The organism is Devosia sp. (assembly GCF_035944845.1).
GTDB lineage: Bacteria > Pseudomonadota > Alphaproteobacteria > Rhizobiales > Devosiaceae > Devosia_A.
Window position 1 is genome coordinate 48,855 of sequence record NZ_DASZAW010000016.1, and the last position, 16,835, is coordinate 65,689.

The following is a 16,835-nucleotide window of genomic DNA, read 5'->3' on the forward strand; positions in this document are numbered from 1 at the left end:
GCTGTCCGGCCGAGGGAGGCAGTGCGTCCGGCAGGCCTCGATGAGCCAGGCAGACCTCGAGGTCGAGCAGCGCATCGAGCGACCGACTACAACAGGGAGGAAGACCAATGTTTCAGGTGACCAAACTGGCCGCGACCGCGATGGTCGCTGCCGCCATGATGATCGGTGGGGCCGCGGCCCAGACCGTGCTCGTCGCATCCGATACGCATCCGGATGGCTACCCCACCGTCGAAGCGGTGAAATATTTCGGCCAGCTGGTCAGCGAGCGCACCGCCGGCCGCTATTCGGTCGATGTGAAGTTCGGCGCCCAGCTCGGGCAGGAGGCCGATACGGTGGAGCAGGTTCGTGCCGGCGCCATCGCCATCAACCGCACCTCGCTGGGGCCGTGGAATGGCCTCGTCAAGCAGACGATCGTGCCGTCGCTGCCCTATATCTTCAAATCCACCGCCCATGCCCGCAGCGTCATGAGCGGCCCGGTCGGCGATGAGATCCTCGCCGCCTTCGAGCCCTATGGGGTCATCGGCCTCGCCTTCTACGATGGCGGCGCGCGCTCGTTCTACACCAGCGACAAGCAGATCACCTCGGTGGCCGATCTCAAGGGAATGAAGCTGCGCACCATGCAGTCCGACATCTTCGTGGACATGATGGCGGCTTTCGGCGCCACCGCTACGCCGATGCCTTATGGCGAAGTCTACTCGGCCATCGAAACCGGCGTCGTCGACGGTGCCGAGAACAACTTCCCCAGCTACGACACCGCCAAGCACTCCGAAGTGGCCAAGTTCTACACGCTCGACGAACACCTGATCGTTCCCGAAGTGCTGGTCATTTCCAAGATGGTCTGGGACGGCATCAGCCCGGAAGACCAGGCGGTGATCCGCCAGGCCGCCAAGGACAGCGTCGCCAGGCAGTATGAGCTGTGGGACGCCAAGGTCGCCGAGTCGCGCAAGATCGTCGAAGGTTCGGGCTCGACCATCGTCGAAGTCGCCGACAAGCAGGCCTTCGTCGACGCGGTGAAGCCGGTCTACGACAAGTATGCCGCCGATCCCGAGCTCAAGGCCCTGATCGAGAAGATTCAGGCCGCCGAGTAAGCAATCGAGCGGAGCCGGGGCGGCGCAAACTGCTCCGGCTGCCGCATGTCGCCGGGCCGCCTGGGTTCGCGGCCGGGCCGGGGGAGGATGAGTTGGCAGGCATCGACGATCTGACGGCGGCGCGGCCCAGGCTGCGTAAACTGGGCCGGGCCTTGAGTGCGCTGAGCACCGCCGCGCTCTATCTGGCGGGGTTCTTCCTGGTGCTGATGACGCTGTTCGTCGGCTGGCAGGTGTTCACCCGCTACGTGCTCAACTGGTCCAACGCCTGGACCGAGCCGGCTGCAGTGTTCCTGATGAGCTGGTTCATCTTTCTCGGCTCGGCCGTCGGTATCCGCGAGAACTACCATCTGGGCTTCGACGTGCTGCTCTATGTCCTGCCCAAGAGCGGCAAGAAGTACCTGCGCACCATTTCCGATCTGGTGGTGCTCGCCTTCGCCCTCGGCATGGTGGTCTACGGCATGCAACTGGTGCTGCTGTCCTGGGCGGCGCGGATGCCGACGCTCGGCATCCCGGAAGGCGCCAAATACCTCTCGGTGGTGGCGGGCGGGGCGCTGATCGTCATCTTCGCGCTGGAGCGCCTGGTGCTGCGCTGGTCGGGCGTCGATATCGACGCCGACGTCGATCTCGATCTCGATGCGGTGCCCGACACCGGCACGGTCAAGGAGGTCTGAGATGGAACTCTGGGTGCTGTTCGGCACGTTCGTGCTGCTCATGCTGATCGGGACGCCGATCGCCTTCTGCCTCGGTGTGGCGGCCTTTGCCACGGCGCTCTACATGAAGCTGCCGCCGCTGGTGATCTTCCAGCAGGTCAACTCGGGCATGAACATCTTCACGCTGCTCGCCGTGCCGTTCTTCATCTATGCGGGCGACCTGATGGTCCGCGGCGGCATCGCGCAGCGCATCATCGATTTCGCCGGTTCGCTGATCGGCCATGTCCGCGGCGGCATGGGGCAGGTCAACATCGCCACGGCGACGCTGTTCGGCGGCATCTCCGGCTCGGCGGTGGCGGAAGCCGCGGCGGTCGGCGGGCTGATGATCCCGCAGATGAAGGCGCGCGGCTACGGCGCCGATTACGCCGTCAACGTCACCTCGATGGCGGCGCTGATCGCGCTGCTGATCCCGCCCAGCCACAACATGATCATTTATTCGATCTCGGCCGGCGGCAAGATTTCCATCGCCGACCTGTTCACCGCCGGCATCATCCCGGGATTGATCTTTGCCCTGGTGCTGATGCTCACCGCCTATGTCGTCGCCCGCAGGCGCGGCTATCCGACCGAGCCGTTTCCCGGGTTCCGCAGGGTAGGATACCTGTTCCTCGTCTCGCTGCCCGGCCTGCTGCTGATCGCCATCATCTTCGGCGGGGTGCGCTCGGGTGTCTTCACCGCCTCCGAAAGCTCATGCATTGCGGTGTTCTATGCGCTGCTGGTCACCGTGCTCGTCTACCGGCGCATGGGCTGGCGGGATTTCGTCCATGCCACCATGGGGGCGGTCCGCACCACCTCGATGGTGCTGCTGATCATCGGCACGGCCGCGGCGTTTTCCTATCTCATGGCACGGCTCGGCGTGCCGGCGCTGATGATCGACGTCCTCAACAACATCTCCAGCGACCCGCTGATGATCCTCTTGCTGCTCAATGTGCTGATGCTGCTGCTCGGCACGTTCATGGATATGGGGCCGATGATCATCATCACCACGCCGATCTTCCTGCCGGTGGTGCAGGCGTATGACATCGACCCGGTGCATTTCGGCGTCATCATGATCCTGAACCTCGGCATCGGGCTCAACACGCCGCCGGTCGGGGCGGTGCAGTTCGTCGCCTGCGCGGTCGGCAAGATCACCGTCTGGCAGGCCATGCGATCGATCTGGCCATTCTATGGCGCGAGCCTCGTCGTGCTCGGCCTCGTGACCTACATCCCGGAGATCTCGCTCTGGCTGCCGCGTCTGTTCAGGGGCACATAAAGCATGGCATCCGACCTCGGCGCCCAGCCGCGCCAGAAGCTCTCGATCCGGGTCGCGTCGACGCTCAGGGCGCAACTGCTCGCCGGCGAACTCCCGCCGGGCCGGAAGCTGCCCACCGAGAACCAGCTCAGCGAACAGTTCGGCGTCAGCCGCACCGTGGTGCGCGAGGCCATCGCGACGCTGGCGGCCGATGGGCTGGTGCAATCGCGGCAGGGGGCCGGGGTGTTCGTCGTCAACCACCCGACCGCCGGGCTGGGCATGCTGGCGGCCGAAATGGGCAGCCGGGTCTCCACCGCGCTCAACGTGCTCGAAGTCCGGCTCGGCATCGAGGCCGAAAGCGCGGCGCTGGCGGCGCTGCGCCGTAACCCCTCGCAGGAGGCGGTGATCCAGGAGGCGTTCTTCGAGTTCGAACGCCTGCTGCGGCTCGAGCAGCCGACCGGTCCGGCCGATTTTGCCTTCCACCGCGCCATCGCGGAGGCCACCAACAACCCGTTCTATGTCGAAATGCTCGACGCCCTGGGCAAGCGGACCATTCCCTGCGACGTGACTTCGCCCTTCGCCACCGAGCTGGTGCAGAGCCTCGACTACCAGCGCGGACTGCAGCAAGAACACCACGCCATCCTGAGCGCGATTTCGGCCGGCGACGCCGATGCCGCCCGCGCGGCGATGCGGGCGCACCTGTCGCGCAGCCAGGCGCGCTATCGCCTGCGGCTGCATGAACGCACGGCGCACTACGCCATGACCACCAGGGACGAGCAATGAACGACAGCCCAACCACCAGCCACCAGTCGCGTTGGGCCATCGACCCCGCCGCCGCAGCCCGCATGGGCACCGACGAACTCAGGCAGAACTTCCTGATCGAAGAGCTGTTCGTCCCGGGCGAGGCGAGGTTCACCTACTCGCACTACGACCGGATGATCGTCGGTGGCCTCGTGCCAGGCAGCGAGAAACTGCCACTCGAGCCGATCCGGCCCACCGGCACGAGGAGCTTTCTCGAGCGGCGTGAACTGATCGCGGTCAATATCGGCGGCGCCGGCAGCGTCGTTGCCGACGGCCAGCGTTTCGAGGTCGGCACCCGCGACATGGTCTACCTGGGCATGGGGCTCAACGATGTCAGCTTCGCCTCGGACGACGCTTCGGCTCCGGCCAAGTTCTACATCCTCTCGGCGCCGGCTCATGCCAGCTACCCGGCCATGCTACTCGGGATCGAGCATGCCAGGCGGCTCGACCTGGGTACGGCCGAGACCTGCAACAAGCGCTCGATCTTCCAGTTCATCCACCCCGATGCCGAGGTGCGCACCTGCCAGCTGGTGGTCGGGCTCACCACCTTCGCCCCCGGCTCGGTGTGGAACACCATGCCCTGCCATATCCACGACCGGCGCATGGAGGCCTATCTCTATTTCGACCTGCCCGAGACGGCGCGGGTCTTTCACATGATGGGCGAGCCGGGCGAGACCCGGCACCTCGTGGTCGCCAACGAGCAGGCCATCCTGTCGCCGGGCTGGTCGATCCACTCAGGCGTCGGCACCGCCAGCTACACCTTCATCTGGGCCATGGCGGGCGACAATATCGATTACACCGACATTGATCCGGTGGCGATCACGGACCTTCGATGATGGATCTCAGCGCCTTCTCCCTTGCTGGCCGTACGGTGATGGTCACCGGCGCCAATACCGGCATCGGCCAGGGCATCGCGCTCGCCGCAGCCAGGGCCGGGGCGCGTGTCGTCGGGGTCGGTCGCTCATCGCTCGAGGAAACCGCCGGGCTGATCGCCGCCATTGGCGGCAGCTTCGTGCCGGTGGCCTGCGACCTCGGCGATCTCGATGCGGCGCGGCACATGCTGCGCGAGAGCTGGGCCGCCGCGCCGATCGATGCGCTGGTCAACAATGCCGGCATCATCCGCCGCGCCGACGCGGTCGACTATTCCGAGGACGATTGGGACGCGGTGCTGTCGCTCAACCTCAAGGTGCTGTTCTTCCTCAGCCAGGAGTTTGCGCGGCTGGTGCTGGCCGAGCGGCGGCGCGGCAAGATCGTCAACATCGCGTCACTCCTGAGCTTCCAGGGCGGTATCCGGGTGCCGGCCTATGCCGCCAGCAAGCACGGCGTCGCCGGGCTCACCCAGGCGCTCAGCAACGAGTGGGCGGGGCAGGGGATCAACGTCAACGCCATCGCGCCCGGCTATGTCGAGAGCAACAACACCACGGCGCTGCGCGCCGACCCCGACCGCTCGGCCGCCATCCTCAGCCGCATCCCTGCCGGCCGCTGGGGCCAGCCCGCCGATATCGGCGACGCCGCGGTGTTCCTGATGGCGCCGGCCTCCGACTACATCAACGGTGCGGTGCTGCCGGTCGATGGTGGCTGGCTGGGGAGGTGAGGGCTGCGGAGCACGGGCAGGGCTGAACTCGATGGTCACCCCAAACTCGGTGTCATCCCAGCGAAAGCTGGGACCCAACTCTCCGCTGGCGCGGGCTGTGAAATGGGTCCCAGCTTTCGCTGGGATGACAGCCGGTGGGTGGGAGGTTCTGTGCTCTCCATCAGAAGCGGGGTGCCCCCACGTTCGAACGTCGCCCCTAGAAACTCCCGCCAAGCGACGCGCTCGCCTGATGCGACTGCCCGTTCTCCGAGATGCGCCCGTCATAGCTCGCGCCAAGCGCCAGGCCATCGGTCAGCTCGAACGCCAGCCCACCGCCGACACGCACCCAACTGACATCCCCGGGCGCCCCGGCAATGGTGAATGGCGCGGCACCCCCGGCAAAGCTGAATTCCCCTGTCGCATCCGTACCGGCAAGGCTCTGCTCATACAAAGCCCGCCCCTCAAGCGACAGGGTGCCGCTTTCCAGTTCCACCTGCTGGCCCACCGATAGCCCAACTGCCGCTGCGGCGGAGATGCTGCTGCTGGCCTCGGCGGAGAGGTTGAAGGCGCCGGCGCCGGTTTCGGTGAAGCCGGGATGGCTGAGCCAGCCGACCTGAAGCGTGCCGAGCGGCGCGATGCTGAGGCCATGCCCGAGCTCGAAAGCGTACGAGGCCTCGAGCTCGAAGTTAGCCGATTGCGTCCAGTAGTCGGCATTGGCGACCTCAGTGCTGTTGCCGATGACAATCGTCCGGTCGGTCGCGACATGCCCGGCGCCGACCGACAGCGAACCGAGCAACGTCGAAGCGCCGTCGCTCCAGCCGCCATAGGCCGCCGCCGACAGACTATCGAACGCAGTCTCGGAATTGCGCGCGGCAACGATCCCCTGGCCGTGCTGGTAGCCGAGCGCCACGCCGCCAAAGCCGGTGCCCGAGCCGAGGTCGATCCCGTTCTCGTAGCCCAGAGCCAGACCGCCGGTGCTCCAGCCGATTTCGGCGGCATTGCCGTCGCCGCGCAGCTGGCCGGTGCTGCCGAGCGCACCGATCCATGGACGCGCCGTGCCCGTTGTCGTGGCATCGTCGATGGCGCGAACGCCGATATTGCCCGGCTCCGCCGCATAGCCCATCGGCCCTGCCGCCGCGCCGGCGCCCGCAAGCCCCGCCGCCGTCCGGCGGTTCACCATCTGGCCGAGCACGGCAAAGCTCTGCTCCAGCACGTGCTGCATGGACGCATGCGCCTCGCCCGAGATGGCGTCGAGCGCGGCCGGCGCGTCTTCCTCGCTGAGGCCCTGGAACAGGGCGAACCCGGCATTGCCGGGCCCGAGCGCGAACAGCGCATCGCCGGCGGCGCACTGGTTGGCGGTGCTGCCTGCAAGGCAGAAGCTCACCGCCTCCATGCTGGAGGTGAGGCGGAAATACTGCCCGTCATGGGCGCCGGCGAAGTTGAGATAGGCGAAATTGTCGATGATCTCGGGCGCTTCGGCCACCGAGAGGTTGCCCGGCGCCGTGGTGTCGATGATGGTGTAGACGAGCCCCGGCGTGTAGGTGCTGCCATCGTCGGTGCCGTTGCCGGCCAGCACCTTGATCTTGGCCCCCGCAGCAATGGTCGCGTTGCCGGTGACATGGGTGATGTCGTTGTGGGTGCCCGCGGTGTTGCCGCCATCGCTCAGTTCGACCTCGTAGATCGAACCGGCGTCGAGGCTCAACGTGCCCGTGGTCAGCGCGCCGATCGAGTTGCCGGGCGCCAGCACCGCGCCATCGCCCACGCTGATCGCGCCATAGCTGCCGCTGCCGCCGAGCCGGGTGCCGCTCTCAGCCGCAACGCTCGAAAGGAGCGTGCCGAGCACATTGAGCCCGCCGCCGCTGACCGTCACTGCGCCGGTAAAGCTGTTGTTGCCGCTGAGCGTCAGCGTGCCGGTGCCGGTCTTGATCAACTGGCCCTGTCCCGCGAGCACGCCGCTGAAGCTGGTCGAGGCGTCGTTGCCGCCAAGCGTCAGCTGCGCGCTGCCGGCCGGATTGTTGCCGAAAGCCGGACTACCGATCTGCACGGTGCCGGCGCCGGCGAGGCTGCCGATGGTCTGGGTCTTGTTGCTGTCGATCCTGAGCGTCGCGCCCGAGGCCACCTCATAGGCGCTCCCCGCCGACAGCACGCCAATTTCGCGCGCCCGGAGCGTGCCGGCGCTGATCAGTGTCGGGCCCTCATAGGTGCTGGCGCCATAGAGGTTCAGCGTGCCGGTGCCCTTCTTGGTGAAGCCGCCTTCGCCGACGAGGCCCGGGTCCATGTGAACGCTGTACGTGCCGGTGTCGATGGTGCCGCCGCCCTCTTCCAGGGTGATGTCGCCGGTCTGGAACCCGGAGAAGAGAAATGACTGGTTGGCCGTGAGCTTCAGCGTGCCGCCATCGAATGCCACGGTGCCGGCGCCGTCGTAGCGCTCCACCTGCTGGGCGCTCAGCTGCCCGCCGCTTTCGAGCCGCAGCGTGCCGGTGGCGCCGACCTCTCCAGCCATCATCACATAGTCGCTCACCACCTGGCCGCCATCCGAAATGGTCAGCGTGCCCGACGCGCCCTCGCGCATGCCGAGATAGATCTGGGCCGCTTCGAGGCGTCCGCCATCGGTCACCAGCAGCGCGCCACCACCTTCGAGGCCGATGGTCAGGCCATCGACGCCCATCGCCCAGCTGGAGCCGGCGCCGGTGACTGTGGCGGTCGCGGTCGCGGTGCCCTCGATGCCGAGACCAGAGTCGATATAGCCCGTGCTGCTCTCGACCGTGGCGCCGCCGCTGACCACGAAACCGTCCTCAGCCGGGCTGGTCACGACAACGCCGCCATAGGCCTTGAGCCTGGTCTCCGCCCCGTCCACGCTCACGGTGCCACGGTTGACATAGAGCGAGTTGAAGATCTCGACATAGGCGCTGTCGTTGATCTCCAGCGTACCGGTGCCGTCGCGGCCGACATACATGTCGCCTTCGTCGATGTAGCTTGAGCCCGTGCCAGTGACGACGAGCTTGCCGTCGGAACCGGTCCAGTAGCCCAACCAGGTGCCATTGGTGTTGACCGAGCCGCCATTCTGGACGGTGAGCGTGCCCTTGCCGCCATAGCCCACGAACATGCCGGCTCCCGGGATCCGGGTGCTCCAGTTGGAGCCGGCGCCGTCAATGGTCACGATGCCCTCGGCGCCGGCGGAGTCGCCGATCGTGCCCTGGTTGCTGCTCACCGTGCCGCCCTCGAGGATTTCGAGTTCGCCTTTGCTGGTGGCGTCGAGGCCGAGGGTGAGGGAGGTCATCGAGTCGAAGTAGGAGCTGGGCCCGACCACCGAGATCCTGCCGGCGCCACCGTCCATGCCGATGGTGGTGTGATAGGCCTGAAGCGTGCCTTCGGAGATGCCGAGCGTACCCGCCGCGCCCTCGCCGACGCGCAGGTTACCAGCGGTCGCGGTGTCGTCGGCGGCGATCTCCGCGGCGGTCGTGCCGTTCACCACCACATCGCGGGTATTGTCCGGTTGGGCGCCGCTCCAGTTGCCGCCGGTGAACCAGTCCGACGAGACACCGCCGCCCCAGATGGCGGTCTGCGCCAGCGCCGGGCTCGCGCCGAGCGCCGTCGCCGTCAACAGGGTCGCGGCGAGCGGAGCGAGGCGCGACGCGCGGTGGCGTTCGGTGCGGCAGTGCATGGATATTCCCCCGTCCATAGACCCCGCGTGCGGGCATGAAGCCGCCGCGGGGCAGGGGGGCACTATTGAGCCGATGGCCAAGCTCACATATCGCTAGAAATAGCGACAAGCACGCAGTGGACGCCGTGCTAAAAGCTCCGGGGCACAGCCCTCGAGGGCTGGGGGCAGGGGGAGTTCTGTGGCAACAGGGTCGGTGCCGCTCAAGGTGATGGTCGTCGAGGACGATCAATCGTTCCGGGGCAGCTTCACCGCTGCCATCGCAGCCGCAGAGGATATGCATCTGCATGCCGTCGCGGAAAATGTCGCGCAAGCGATGGCGCTGCTCGATGGACCGGCCGCCGATATCCTCGTGGTCGATCTCGGTCTGCCCGACGGCTCGGGCATCGAAGTGATCCGCGCCGCCCACGGCGCCTGGCCAGAGTGCGGCATCATGGTCTCGACCACTTTTGCCGATGACCGGCACGTCATCCCCTCGATCGAAGCTGGCGCTGCCGGCTATCTGCTGAAGGACAGTTCGCAAAGCCGGATGGCCGACGATATCCGGACGCTCCATTCCGGCGGCAGCCCGATCAGTCCGCGCATCGCGCGCAAGATCCTCATGCGGTTCATGCCGCCCAACAGGCTGCCGGTAGCAAATCGGCAGCCTATCCTGTCGCCTAGGGAGCAGCAGGCGCTCGAGCTGATCACCAAGGGGTTCAGCTATGACGAGATCGCCGAGCTGATGGGGGTGACGCGCAACACGGTGATGACCTTCGTGCGCCGCATCTACCAAAAGCTCGAGGTGAGCTCGAAGGCCGAAGCGATCTTCGAAGCGCGCAGCCATGGCCTTCTATAAGCTGCTCTGGCGCTATCTGGCCGCGCTCGGCATCGTCATTGCCGCCGCCGTGGTGCTGCATCTCATCACCCAGCCGAGCGGCATTCATCTCACCGAGGCCGAGCTCGCGGTGGAAAGCACGGTCGGTTATCAGCCGCCCCCGGCAATGGTCGATCCCGCTGCGCTCGCCGGCCCCTGGGCGCCGGTGGCGCTGCCCAATGCGGCGATGCCGAAACTGGCGCTGTCACAGCAGGGGATTGGCAGAGAACCCGATACGCAAGTCACCTGGTATCGCGCCACGCTGCCCCTGGCCGTGTCGCCGGCCGACAAGGGCTATCTCTACATCCCGCGCTGGAAATCCGACGGCACGCTCGCCGTCTATATCGATGGCCGCCTGCAGTACCAGTCGCATGCGAACCTGCAATGGAACGGCTCCAACCGGCCGCTGCGCATCGCACTCGATGTCACCGAAGGGGTGGCGCCGTTCAGTTCCATCGTCATCCGGCTGCAGCATGTCAGGGGCATCGGCGGAGCGCTGTCGAGCCTCTGGGTCGGCAATTTCGACGAGGTCGGCCCCGCCTATATGGTGCGCAACTTCTTTGCGGCCGAGCTCTCCTATCTCACCGGCGCAGCCTTCCTCGCGAGCGGCGTGTTCTCGCTCCTCGTCTGGTTCGGGCGGCGGCAGGAGCGGCTCTACCTCCTGTTCTTCCTGATGTCGGCGGCGACCTTCATCCGGGGCCTCCACAACCATCTCGGGCTCGAGCGGCTGCCGATCGACGATCAATGGTTCGGCTGGCTGACGGTCAATTCCACCATGTGGATGGTGGCGGTGTCGCACCTGTTCCTGATCAGTGTGTTGCATGTCCGGGCGCGCTGGATCACCGCCATCGTCGGTGGCGCGACGCTCGCCATGGGGCTCGCGACCCTGCCGCTGCTGGAAGGGGCGCTCGACCCCACGCTCACCGCGCCCTTTGCCTATGCGGCAGCCTTCATCGTCTGCAACCTCGTCGGCATCTCGTCGATCCGCGCTGCCTGGCGGCAGCGGTCGATGGAGGGGCTGGTGCTGGCGGTGTGGGTGCTGCTCACCGCGTATCTGGGGATCAACGAACTGCTGCTGCAGAACAACCTGATCAGCATCGAGGGTTATTTCATCCTGCCGTTCGTGCAGGTGGCGCTGGTTTTTGCCTTCTTCCACATCGTCATGGCGCGCTATCTGAAAGCAATGGATACGATCGAGCAATCGAACGCCCTCCTCGGCGAACAGCTCGCGGCGCGCGAGGCGGAACTGGTGGCCAGCCACGAGCGGGTGCGCGAAGTCGAGCAGCGCGAACTGCTGTTTCATGAGCGCCAGCGCCTCACGGAGGATATGCACGATGGGCTCGGCTCATCGCTATTGGGCGCGCTGCGCATGGTGGAGCGCGGCCGGCTCGACGAGGCCGAGCTCAAGCAGATCCTGCAGGGCTGCATCGACGATCTGAAGCTCACCATCGACTCGTTGGAGCCGGTCGAAACCGACCTGCTGCTGCTGCTCGGCACCCTGCGCTTCCGCCTAGAGCCGAGGCTCGAAAGCACCGGCATCAAGCTCAACTGGAATGTGCGCGACGTGCCGCCGGTCTCCTGGCTCGACCACCGCTACGCGCTCCACATCCTGAGGGTGGTGCAGGAGGCCTTCACCAACATCATCAAGCACGCGGGCGCCACCGAAGCGACGGTCAGCACCGGCGTCGTCGCCGGCGATATCGTGGTGAGCGTCGCCGACAACGGCAAAGGCTTCGACACCACCGCCCCCCGCACCGGCCGCGGCCTCGCCAACCAGACCCGCCGCGCCAGCGCCATGCGCGCCAAACTCACGGTGGAGTCGGGGCCGACGGGGACCAAGCTGACCCTGCTGCTGCCGATCAGGCAACTGGGAGAGGGTGTGGCGGCGCAGTAGGGGCTGTGGTGCGGCAGGGCAGGGGTAAGCTTCGGACCTGTCCATGTTGTCGGAGCGTCCGGCTCGCGCCAATGCCGAATTGGGAGAAGCTACTGCAGTTCTAGTTGCGATGTCTGGCGTCGCTTCGACAGCATCCACGACCAGAAATCGGGCTTGGAGTAGACAGTGCGGCCGATCGAGTGGCCGTGTCCGGTGAGTTTTTGGAATGTCGCGTTTGCGCCGGCGGCGTGGAGTGCGGCGGCCATCTCTTCGGAGCGGGCGACAGGCAGGACGTCGTCGTCCGAGCCGTGGAACATGGTGATCGGCAGGTCCTTAAGCACGGGGGCCAAGTTCGGGATGCCGAAGCCGCAGAGCGGCGCTGCCGCTGCAAGGAGGTGGTGGTGCCAGTAGGCCACCTCGAAGACGCCGCGACCGCCCATGCTCTCTCCGGTGAGATAAATGCGTAGGGGATCGGCACTCAGCTTGCGGCAAATCTCCTCGGCAAATATCGCGACGTGCTGCACAGGCCATCCAGGACCTGGCTTCGCGAGTGGACAGACCAGATGTGCTGGTATCTCGAGGCCTTCTGCCATGAGGGAAGGCAGCGACGATTCAGCCAGATATTCGAGACTCGTTCCCTTCTGTCCAGCACCATGGAGATAGATGACCAGCGGCAGCCGCGCCTCGAGCAGCGTCGGCTCGAAATGCAGGTACTCGAACGCCATCCGGCTCATGCGTTCGCGCGAGATGCTGGAATGCGTTGGCTTGCTCATGCTGCCTTGTATCCTGCAATTGTGCCTTCATCGATCACGCAGCCGATGCCGGGGCCTTCAGGCACCCACATCACTCCCTCGGCCTGCAGCGGCAGGGGACCGGCGAGGCGCTCTCGCAGCGGGTTGGGGAAGGTGTTGACCTCGAAAAAGCTGGCATTGGGGATAACGCTCAGAGCATGCAGCGACGCGCATTGCATCAATGCGGTGCCGACGCCATGCAGCGAGAGTTCCGCTCCCGAGGCCTCGGCCAGACGCGCGATTTTCATAACCCCGGTAATGCCGCCGGCGCGGGTGATGTTGGGCATGACGATGTCGACACGCGCCGCGCTGAGCAGCAGCGAGAAGTCGTCGGTCGAGAAGTCGTTCTCGCCGCAAGCGATGCGCAACGACGTGGAGTCCTTCACCCGTCGCATGTCGGTGGTCTGCGAGCAGGGTACGGGTTCTTCCAGCCAATAGATGCCGAGAGGTTCCAGTTCCTTGGCGAAGGCGATCGCCTCGGCGACCTCGTAGCCGCCGTTGACGTCGACCATGATCTCGATCTCCGGGCCGACCGTGTCGCGAACAGCGATAATGTGCTCAATATCGACTGCCACGCCGCGGCCAGCCTTGACTTTGATGGCGCGGTAACCGGCGCTGACGAAGTCCTGTGCCGCTTCTCGGGATTCGACGGTCGTATCCTTGAACATGATCGGGCTGACATAGCATTCGAGCGACCGGCGCTGCTGAGGCCCCAGCAGTTCGTAGACCGGGCGGTTGGCGAGCTTGGCGCGCAGGTCCCAGAGCGCGATGTCGACGCCCGCCAGACCCTCCATGGTCGCACCGCGTGTCAGGCCGAGACGACGGAAGTAGAGCTCGATATCCAGCCAGATCCGGTCGGCGTCCTCGATGTTGCGCCCCACGATCATGGGCGCCAGCATGCGGTTGACCACCAGCGCACTCGCCTCTGGCAGCGGCAGGCCCCAGGCCTCGCCATAGCCGACAGAACCGTCCTCGACCTCGACCTTCACCAGCGTGGAATACTGGCCGATGCGGGGAACGGACTGGAAATGCGCCGCCGGTCGCAGGATCGATGGGGGGATGTTCTCCACCCCCCCATAGAGGTCCGCGAACTTGGCAACCAGCGGCGTTGCCTCGACGCGAACGATCTTCATTCTTTGGCCTTCGCAAACTCTTCATCCCAGCGACTGCGATCGGGACGAGGATAGGAGTCGCGATCACCCTTGGGTCGGCGCAGCAGATACTTCTGCCAGGTACCTTCGGGGCTGGACTCGAACAGGTTTGTGTAGAGCCCGTCCTCACCCTGCGAGTTGGCGGAAGAGCCCGTCGAGAAGGACGAGAACATGCAGCGGCGGATATAGTCGAGATTGTTGCGCGAGCCGTGGTTCATGTCGTGGCTGAAGACCAGCGCCGAGCCTGCCTTCAGCGGCAACTGCTTACGCATGGACCGCAGCACGTCGACATCGGTCGGCAGCGGGTAGTTGGCCTTATGACTGCCAGGGATGACGTCGAGCGCCGCGCCGTTCAGGGGCACGTCCTTGAGTGCATAGACGACGGTGACGAGATTGGCGGTGACGCGGCCGGAGAAGAAATAGGCATCGACTGGGTTCATGGGCGTATGGTTCGAGTGGTAGCCGATGGCGCCACCCTTGCCGGCGAAGTCGAGCCAAGTGGATTTCATGCGCGGGTCCACGATCAGGTGGTCGATCAGCGAGATTACCTTCGGGTTCATCGCGACCTGCAGGAAGGCGGGGTTTTCCAGCACGATGCGGGAAAAGCGCACCTTCAGCCGCGCCTCCTTGTCATGGGTCTCGCCTTCACCCTCCCTCTTGTAGATGCCAGCCCGCTTCTCGTAACCGTCCACGAGGGCGTTCACCTCAGCGAGGAGGTCGGCACTGATGGCGTCTTCGACCACGACATAGCCGTTGAGGTCGAACTGGTAGAGCTGGTTCTGGATTTCCTGGCTGACGTCGATGTTGCTGAAGCGGCTGTAGCCGGACATCTCGCTCGGGCCGACATATTGGGGGGTATCCATGCGGGGTCTCCTCGTTGGAAAAGCTGGGGGTATTGAGGCTCGCGACATCGCGAGATTTCGGGCCATGTTCGCTGCGGGGCAGGCGCGCAACTCGGCGCATGTCGTGCAGGCACCGCATGGCTGGTGGTGAGTCACGCAATCGTCTCCTCGGCGACGCCGACAAGGTTCAGTTCGTCAGCGCGATGACAGGCGACACGCCGCCCGTTGGCGCGAGCATCAAGGCTCGGCTTTTCGATGCCGCAGCGCTCGACCGCATAGGGGCAGCGCGGATGGAAATGGCAGCCGGTCGGCGGGTTGGCGGCATCAGGCACTTCACCGGCCAACATGATCCGGCGCGATTTCGACCGGGGGTCCGGCTCCGGCGCAGCCGAAAGCAGGGCCTCGGTATAGGGGTGCATCGGCTGTTCGTAGAGACTGACCGTGTCGGTGATCTCGACAATGCGGCCCAGGTACATGACGGCGACGCGGTCGCTCATGTGCTTGACGACGCTGAGATCGTGGGCAACGAAGAGGTAGCTGATGCCGAGTTGGTCCTGCAGGTCGAGCAGCAGATTCACCACCTGGGCCTGCACCGACACATCGAGCGCGGACACCGGCTCATCGGCAACGACCAGCCGGGGGTTGAGCGCGATGGCGCGGGCAATGCCGATGCGCTGGCGCTGCCCCCCACTGAACGCATGTGGGTACCGCTGCATATACTCCGGCCGCAGACCAACGAGGCGCATCAGTTCGGCCACTCGGTCCTGACGCTCGCTGCGGTTCCTCACGCCGTGTACGAGCAGAGGCTCGGCGATGATGTCGAGCACCATCATGCGCGGATTGAGTGACGAGATGGGGTCCTGAAACACCATTTGTACGTCGCGGCGCAGGCGTCGGCGAAGCTCACCGGCGGCGGAGCGCGTGTCGATCGCTGCGCCGTTCTCGGCGTAGTAGGTAAGTTCACCGGCCGTCGCGTCGAGGGCACCAACGACGCAACGAGCCGTCGTGGTCTTGCCGCAGCCGCTCTCGCCGACCAGCGACAAGGTTTCGCCGGCCTCAACCTCGAAACTCACATCATCGACCGCGTGTACGGCCCCGGTCACCTTTCGCAGCAGGCCCTTGCGGATTGGAAAGCTTTTGCTCAGCCGCTTGACCTCGAGCAGTCGCTGTCCGGATTGAGGGCGCGCGGTCATGATGCGACTCCGGATGCGGTTGTCGACAAGCTCTCGGGGGGGTGGTGCAAGAAGCAGCTGACCTCGACATCGTTGCTGGCCGGCAGCAGCTGAGGCATGTCGCGATCGCAGGTGCCGGCCATCGCCTGCTCGCAACGCGGATGGAACGGGCATCCGGTCGGCCGCAGCACTGCCGAGGGAATGCTGCCCTGCAGCACCGGCAGCCGCGATCGCGGTTTGGCGCGGATGCTGGGAATGGAGCGCAGCAGCGCCCTGGTATAGGGGTGCCGCGGGGCGTGGAAGATCTTGTCAACCGGCCCGTACTCGACCAGTTTCCCCAGATACATCACCGCCACATCGTCAGCCATTTCGGCCACAACGCCCATGTCGTGGGTGATGAGCATCATGGCCATGTTGGTCTGCTGCTGCATGGACCTGAGCAGATCGAGGATCTGCGCCTGCGTGGTCACATCGAGCGCCGTCGTCGGCTCGTCGGCAATGAGAACGCGTGGTCCGCATGACAGCGCCATGGCAATCATCACGCGCTGGCGCAGGCCACCGCTGAGCTGAAACGGATACTCGTCGATACGTCGCTCGGGACTTGGGATACCCACCCGGCCGAGAATTTCGATCGTCCGCTCGCGGGTCTCTCGCTGCGAGAGCCGGAGATGGAGTCGGAGCATTTCGCCGATCTGGTTGCCGATCGTGTAGTGGTTCGAGAACGACGTCATCGGTTCCTGGAACACCAGCGCGATGTCCCTGCCACGCACCGCACGAAGGTCCTTGGAGTCCTGGCCGAAGCCGACCAGATCATCGACCTGTCCGTCCTTGCGGCGCAGCAGGATCTCGCCGCCGACGATCTTGCCGGGACGCTCGACGATGCGGAGCACGGAACGAGCCGTGACGCTCTTGCCGCAGCCGCTCTCGCCGACGATCGCCAGCGTCCTGCCCTCATGCATGTCGAACGACACGCCGTCCACGGCCGCAACAAAGCCGTCCCGCATGGCGAAGCCAGTCCGCAGGTCTCGAACCGAGAGGATCGGCCGGTTTGGCACGCTGCCTTGTGATCTTTGCAACATCAACGCGCTC

At 65.7% G+C, this 16,835-nt stretch carries 14 protein-coding genes; 8 read left to right on the plus strand and 6 right to left on the minus strand.

Going from position 1 to position 16,835, the window contains the following annotated elements:
- Positions 1-107: 107 nt before the first annotated feature.
- From VGV07_RS02890 to kduD, 6 genes are all read left to right on the plus strand, one after another.
- Positions 108-1,088, plus strand: coding sequence for a TRAP transporter substrate-binding protein (locus VGV07_RS02890; RefSeq protein ID WP_326867188.1), 981 nt, complete (start codon positions 108-110; stop codon positions 1,086-1,088).
- Positions 1,089-1,180: 92 nt separating this feature from the next.
- On the plus strand, positions 1,181-1,759 hold the full coding sequence (locus tag VGV07_RS02895; RefSeq protein ID WP_326867189.1) for a TRAP transporter small permease: 579 nt from the start codon (positions 1,181-1,183) through the stop codon (positions 1,757-1,759).
- Between the two features lies 1 nt (position 1,760).
- Positions 1,761-3,047: a TRAP transporter large permease gene (locus VGV07_RS02900; RefSeq protein WP_326867190.1), complete on the plus strand. Its 1,287-nt coding sequence runs from the start codon at positions 1,761-1,763 to the stop codon at positions 3,045-3,047.
- Positions 3,048-3,050: 3 nt separating this feature from the next.
- Positions 3,051-3,809, plus strand: coding sequence for a FadR/GntR family transcriptional regulator (locus VGV07_RS02905; protein ID WP_326867191.1), 759 nt, complete (start codon positions 3,051-3,053; stop codon positions 3,807-3,809).
- Positions 3,806-4,663 (plus strand): 5-dehydro-4-deoxy-D-glucuronate isomerase, encoded by an 858-nt coding sequence (gene kduI / locus VGV07_RS02910; RefSeq protein WP_326867192.1) that lies wholly within the window; start codon positions 3,806-3,808, stop codon positions 4,661-4,663. Before VGV07_RS02905 ends, kduI begins: the two co-directional genes overlap by 4 nt.
- The gene (kduD, locus tag VGV07_RS02915) at positions 4,660-5,421 is read left to right on the plus strand and encodes a 2-dehydro-3-deoxy-D-gluconate 5-dehydrogenase KduD (RefSeq protein WP_326867193.1); all 762 of its coding nucleotides are present in this window, start codon (positions 4,660-4,662) and stop codon (positions 5,419-5,421) included. The genes kduI and kduD overlap by 4 nt, the downstream gene beginning before the upstream one ends.
- A gap of 196 nt (positions 5,422-5,617) precedes the next feature.
- Here the strand turns inward: kduD and VGV07_RS02920 are convergent, their stop codons facing one another.
- Positions 5,618-9,064, minus strand: coding sequence for an autotransporter domain-containing protein (locus VGV07_RS02920; protein ID WP_326867194.1), 3,447 nt, complete (start codon positions 9,062-9,064; stop codon positions 5,618-5,620).
- Positions 9,065-9,242: 178 nt separating this feature from the next.
- Here VGV07_RS02920 and VGV07_RS02925 point away from each other — a divergent pair, with 178 nt between their 5' ends.
- Together VGV07_RS02925 and VGV07_RS02930 are read left to right on the plus strand one after the other, a co-directional pair.
- Positions 9,243-9,899 carry a response regulator transcription factor gene (locus VGV07_RS02925; RefSeq protein ID WP_326867195.1) on the plus strand — a complete coding sequence of 219 codons (657 nt, stop codon included), beginning with the start codon at positions 9,243-9,245 and terminating at the stop codon, positions 9,897-9,899.
- On the plus strand, positions 9,886-11,811 hold the full coding sequence (locus VGV07_RS02930) for a sensor histidine kinase (RefSeq protein WP_326867196.1): 1,926 nt from the start codon (positions 9,886-9,888) through the stop codon (positions 11,809-11,811). Before VGV07_RS02925 ends, VGV07_RS02930 begins: the two co-directional genes overlap by 14 nt.
- Before the next feature lie 89 nt (positions 11,812-11,900).
- Here VGV07_RS02930 and VGV07_RS02935 read toward each other — a convergent pair whose 3' ends face one another.
- The 5 genes from VGV07_RS02935 to VGV07_RS02955 form a co-directional block, all read right to left on the minus strand.
- Entirely contained in the window at positions 11,901-12,563 is a 663-nt protein-coding gene (locus VGV07_RS02935; protein WP_326867197.1) for a dienelactone hydrolase family protein, read from the minus strand.
- Positions 12,560-13,714 carry a mandelate racemase/muconate lactonizing enzyme family protein gene (locus tag VGV07_RS02940; protein WP_326867198.1) on the minus strand — a complete coding sequence of 385 codons (1,155 nt, stop codon included), beginning with the start codon at positions 13,712-13,714 and terminating at the stop codon, positions 12,560-12,562. The genes VGV07_RS02935 and VGV07_RS02940 overlap by 4 nt, the downstream gene beginning before the upstream one ends.
- The gene (locus VGV07_RS02945; RefSeq protein ID WP_326867199.1) at positions 13,711-14,595 is read right to left on the minus strand and encodes a phytanoyl-CoA dioxygenase family protein; all 885 of its coding nucleotides are present in this window, start codon (positions 14,593-14,595) and stop codon (positions 13,711-13,713) included. Before VGV07_RS02945 ends, VGV07_RS02940 begins: the two co-directional genes overlap by 4 nt.
- Before the next feature lie 131 nt (positions 14,596-14,726).
- Positions 14,727-15,767: a dipeptide ABC transporter ATP-binding protein gene (locus tag VGV07_RS02950; RefSeq protein WP_326867200.1), complete on the minus strand. Its 1,041-nt coding sequence runs from the start codon at positions 15,765-15,767 to the stop codon at positions 14,727-14,729.
- Positions 15,764-16,825 (minus strand): ABC transporter ATP-binding protein, encoded by a 1,062-nt coding sequence (locus tag VGV07_RS02955; protein WP_326867201.1) that lies wholly within the window; start codon positions 16,823-16,825, stop codon positions 15,764-15,766. The genes VGV07_RS02950 and VGV07_RS02955 overlap by 4 nt, the downstream gene beginning before the upstream one ends.
- Positions 16,826-16,835: the final 10 nt, after the last annotated feature.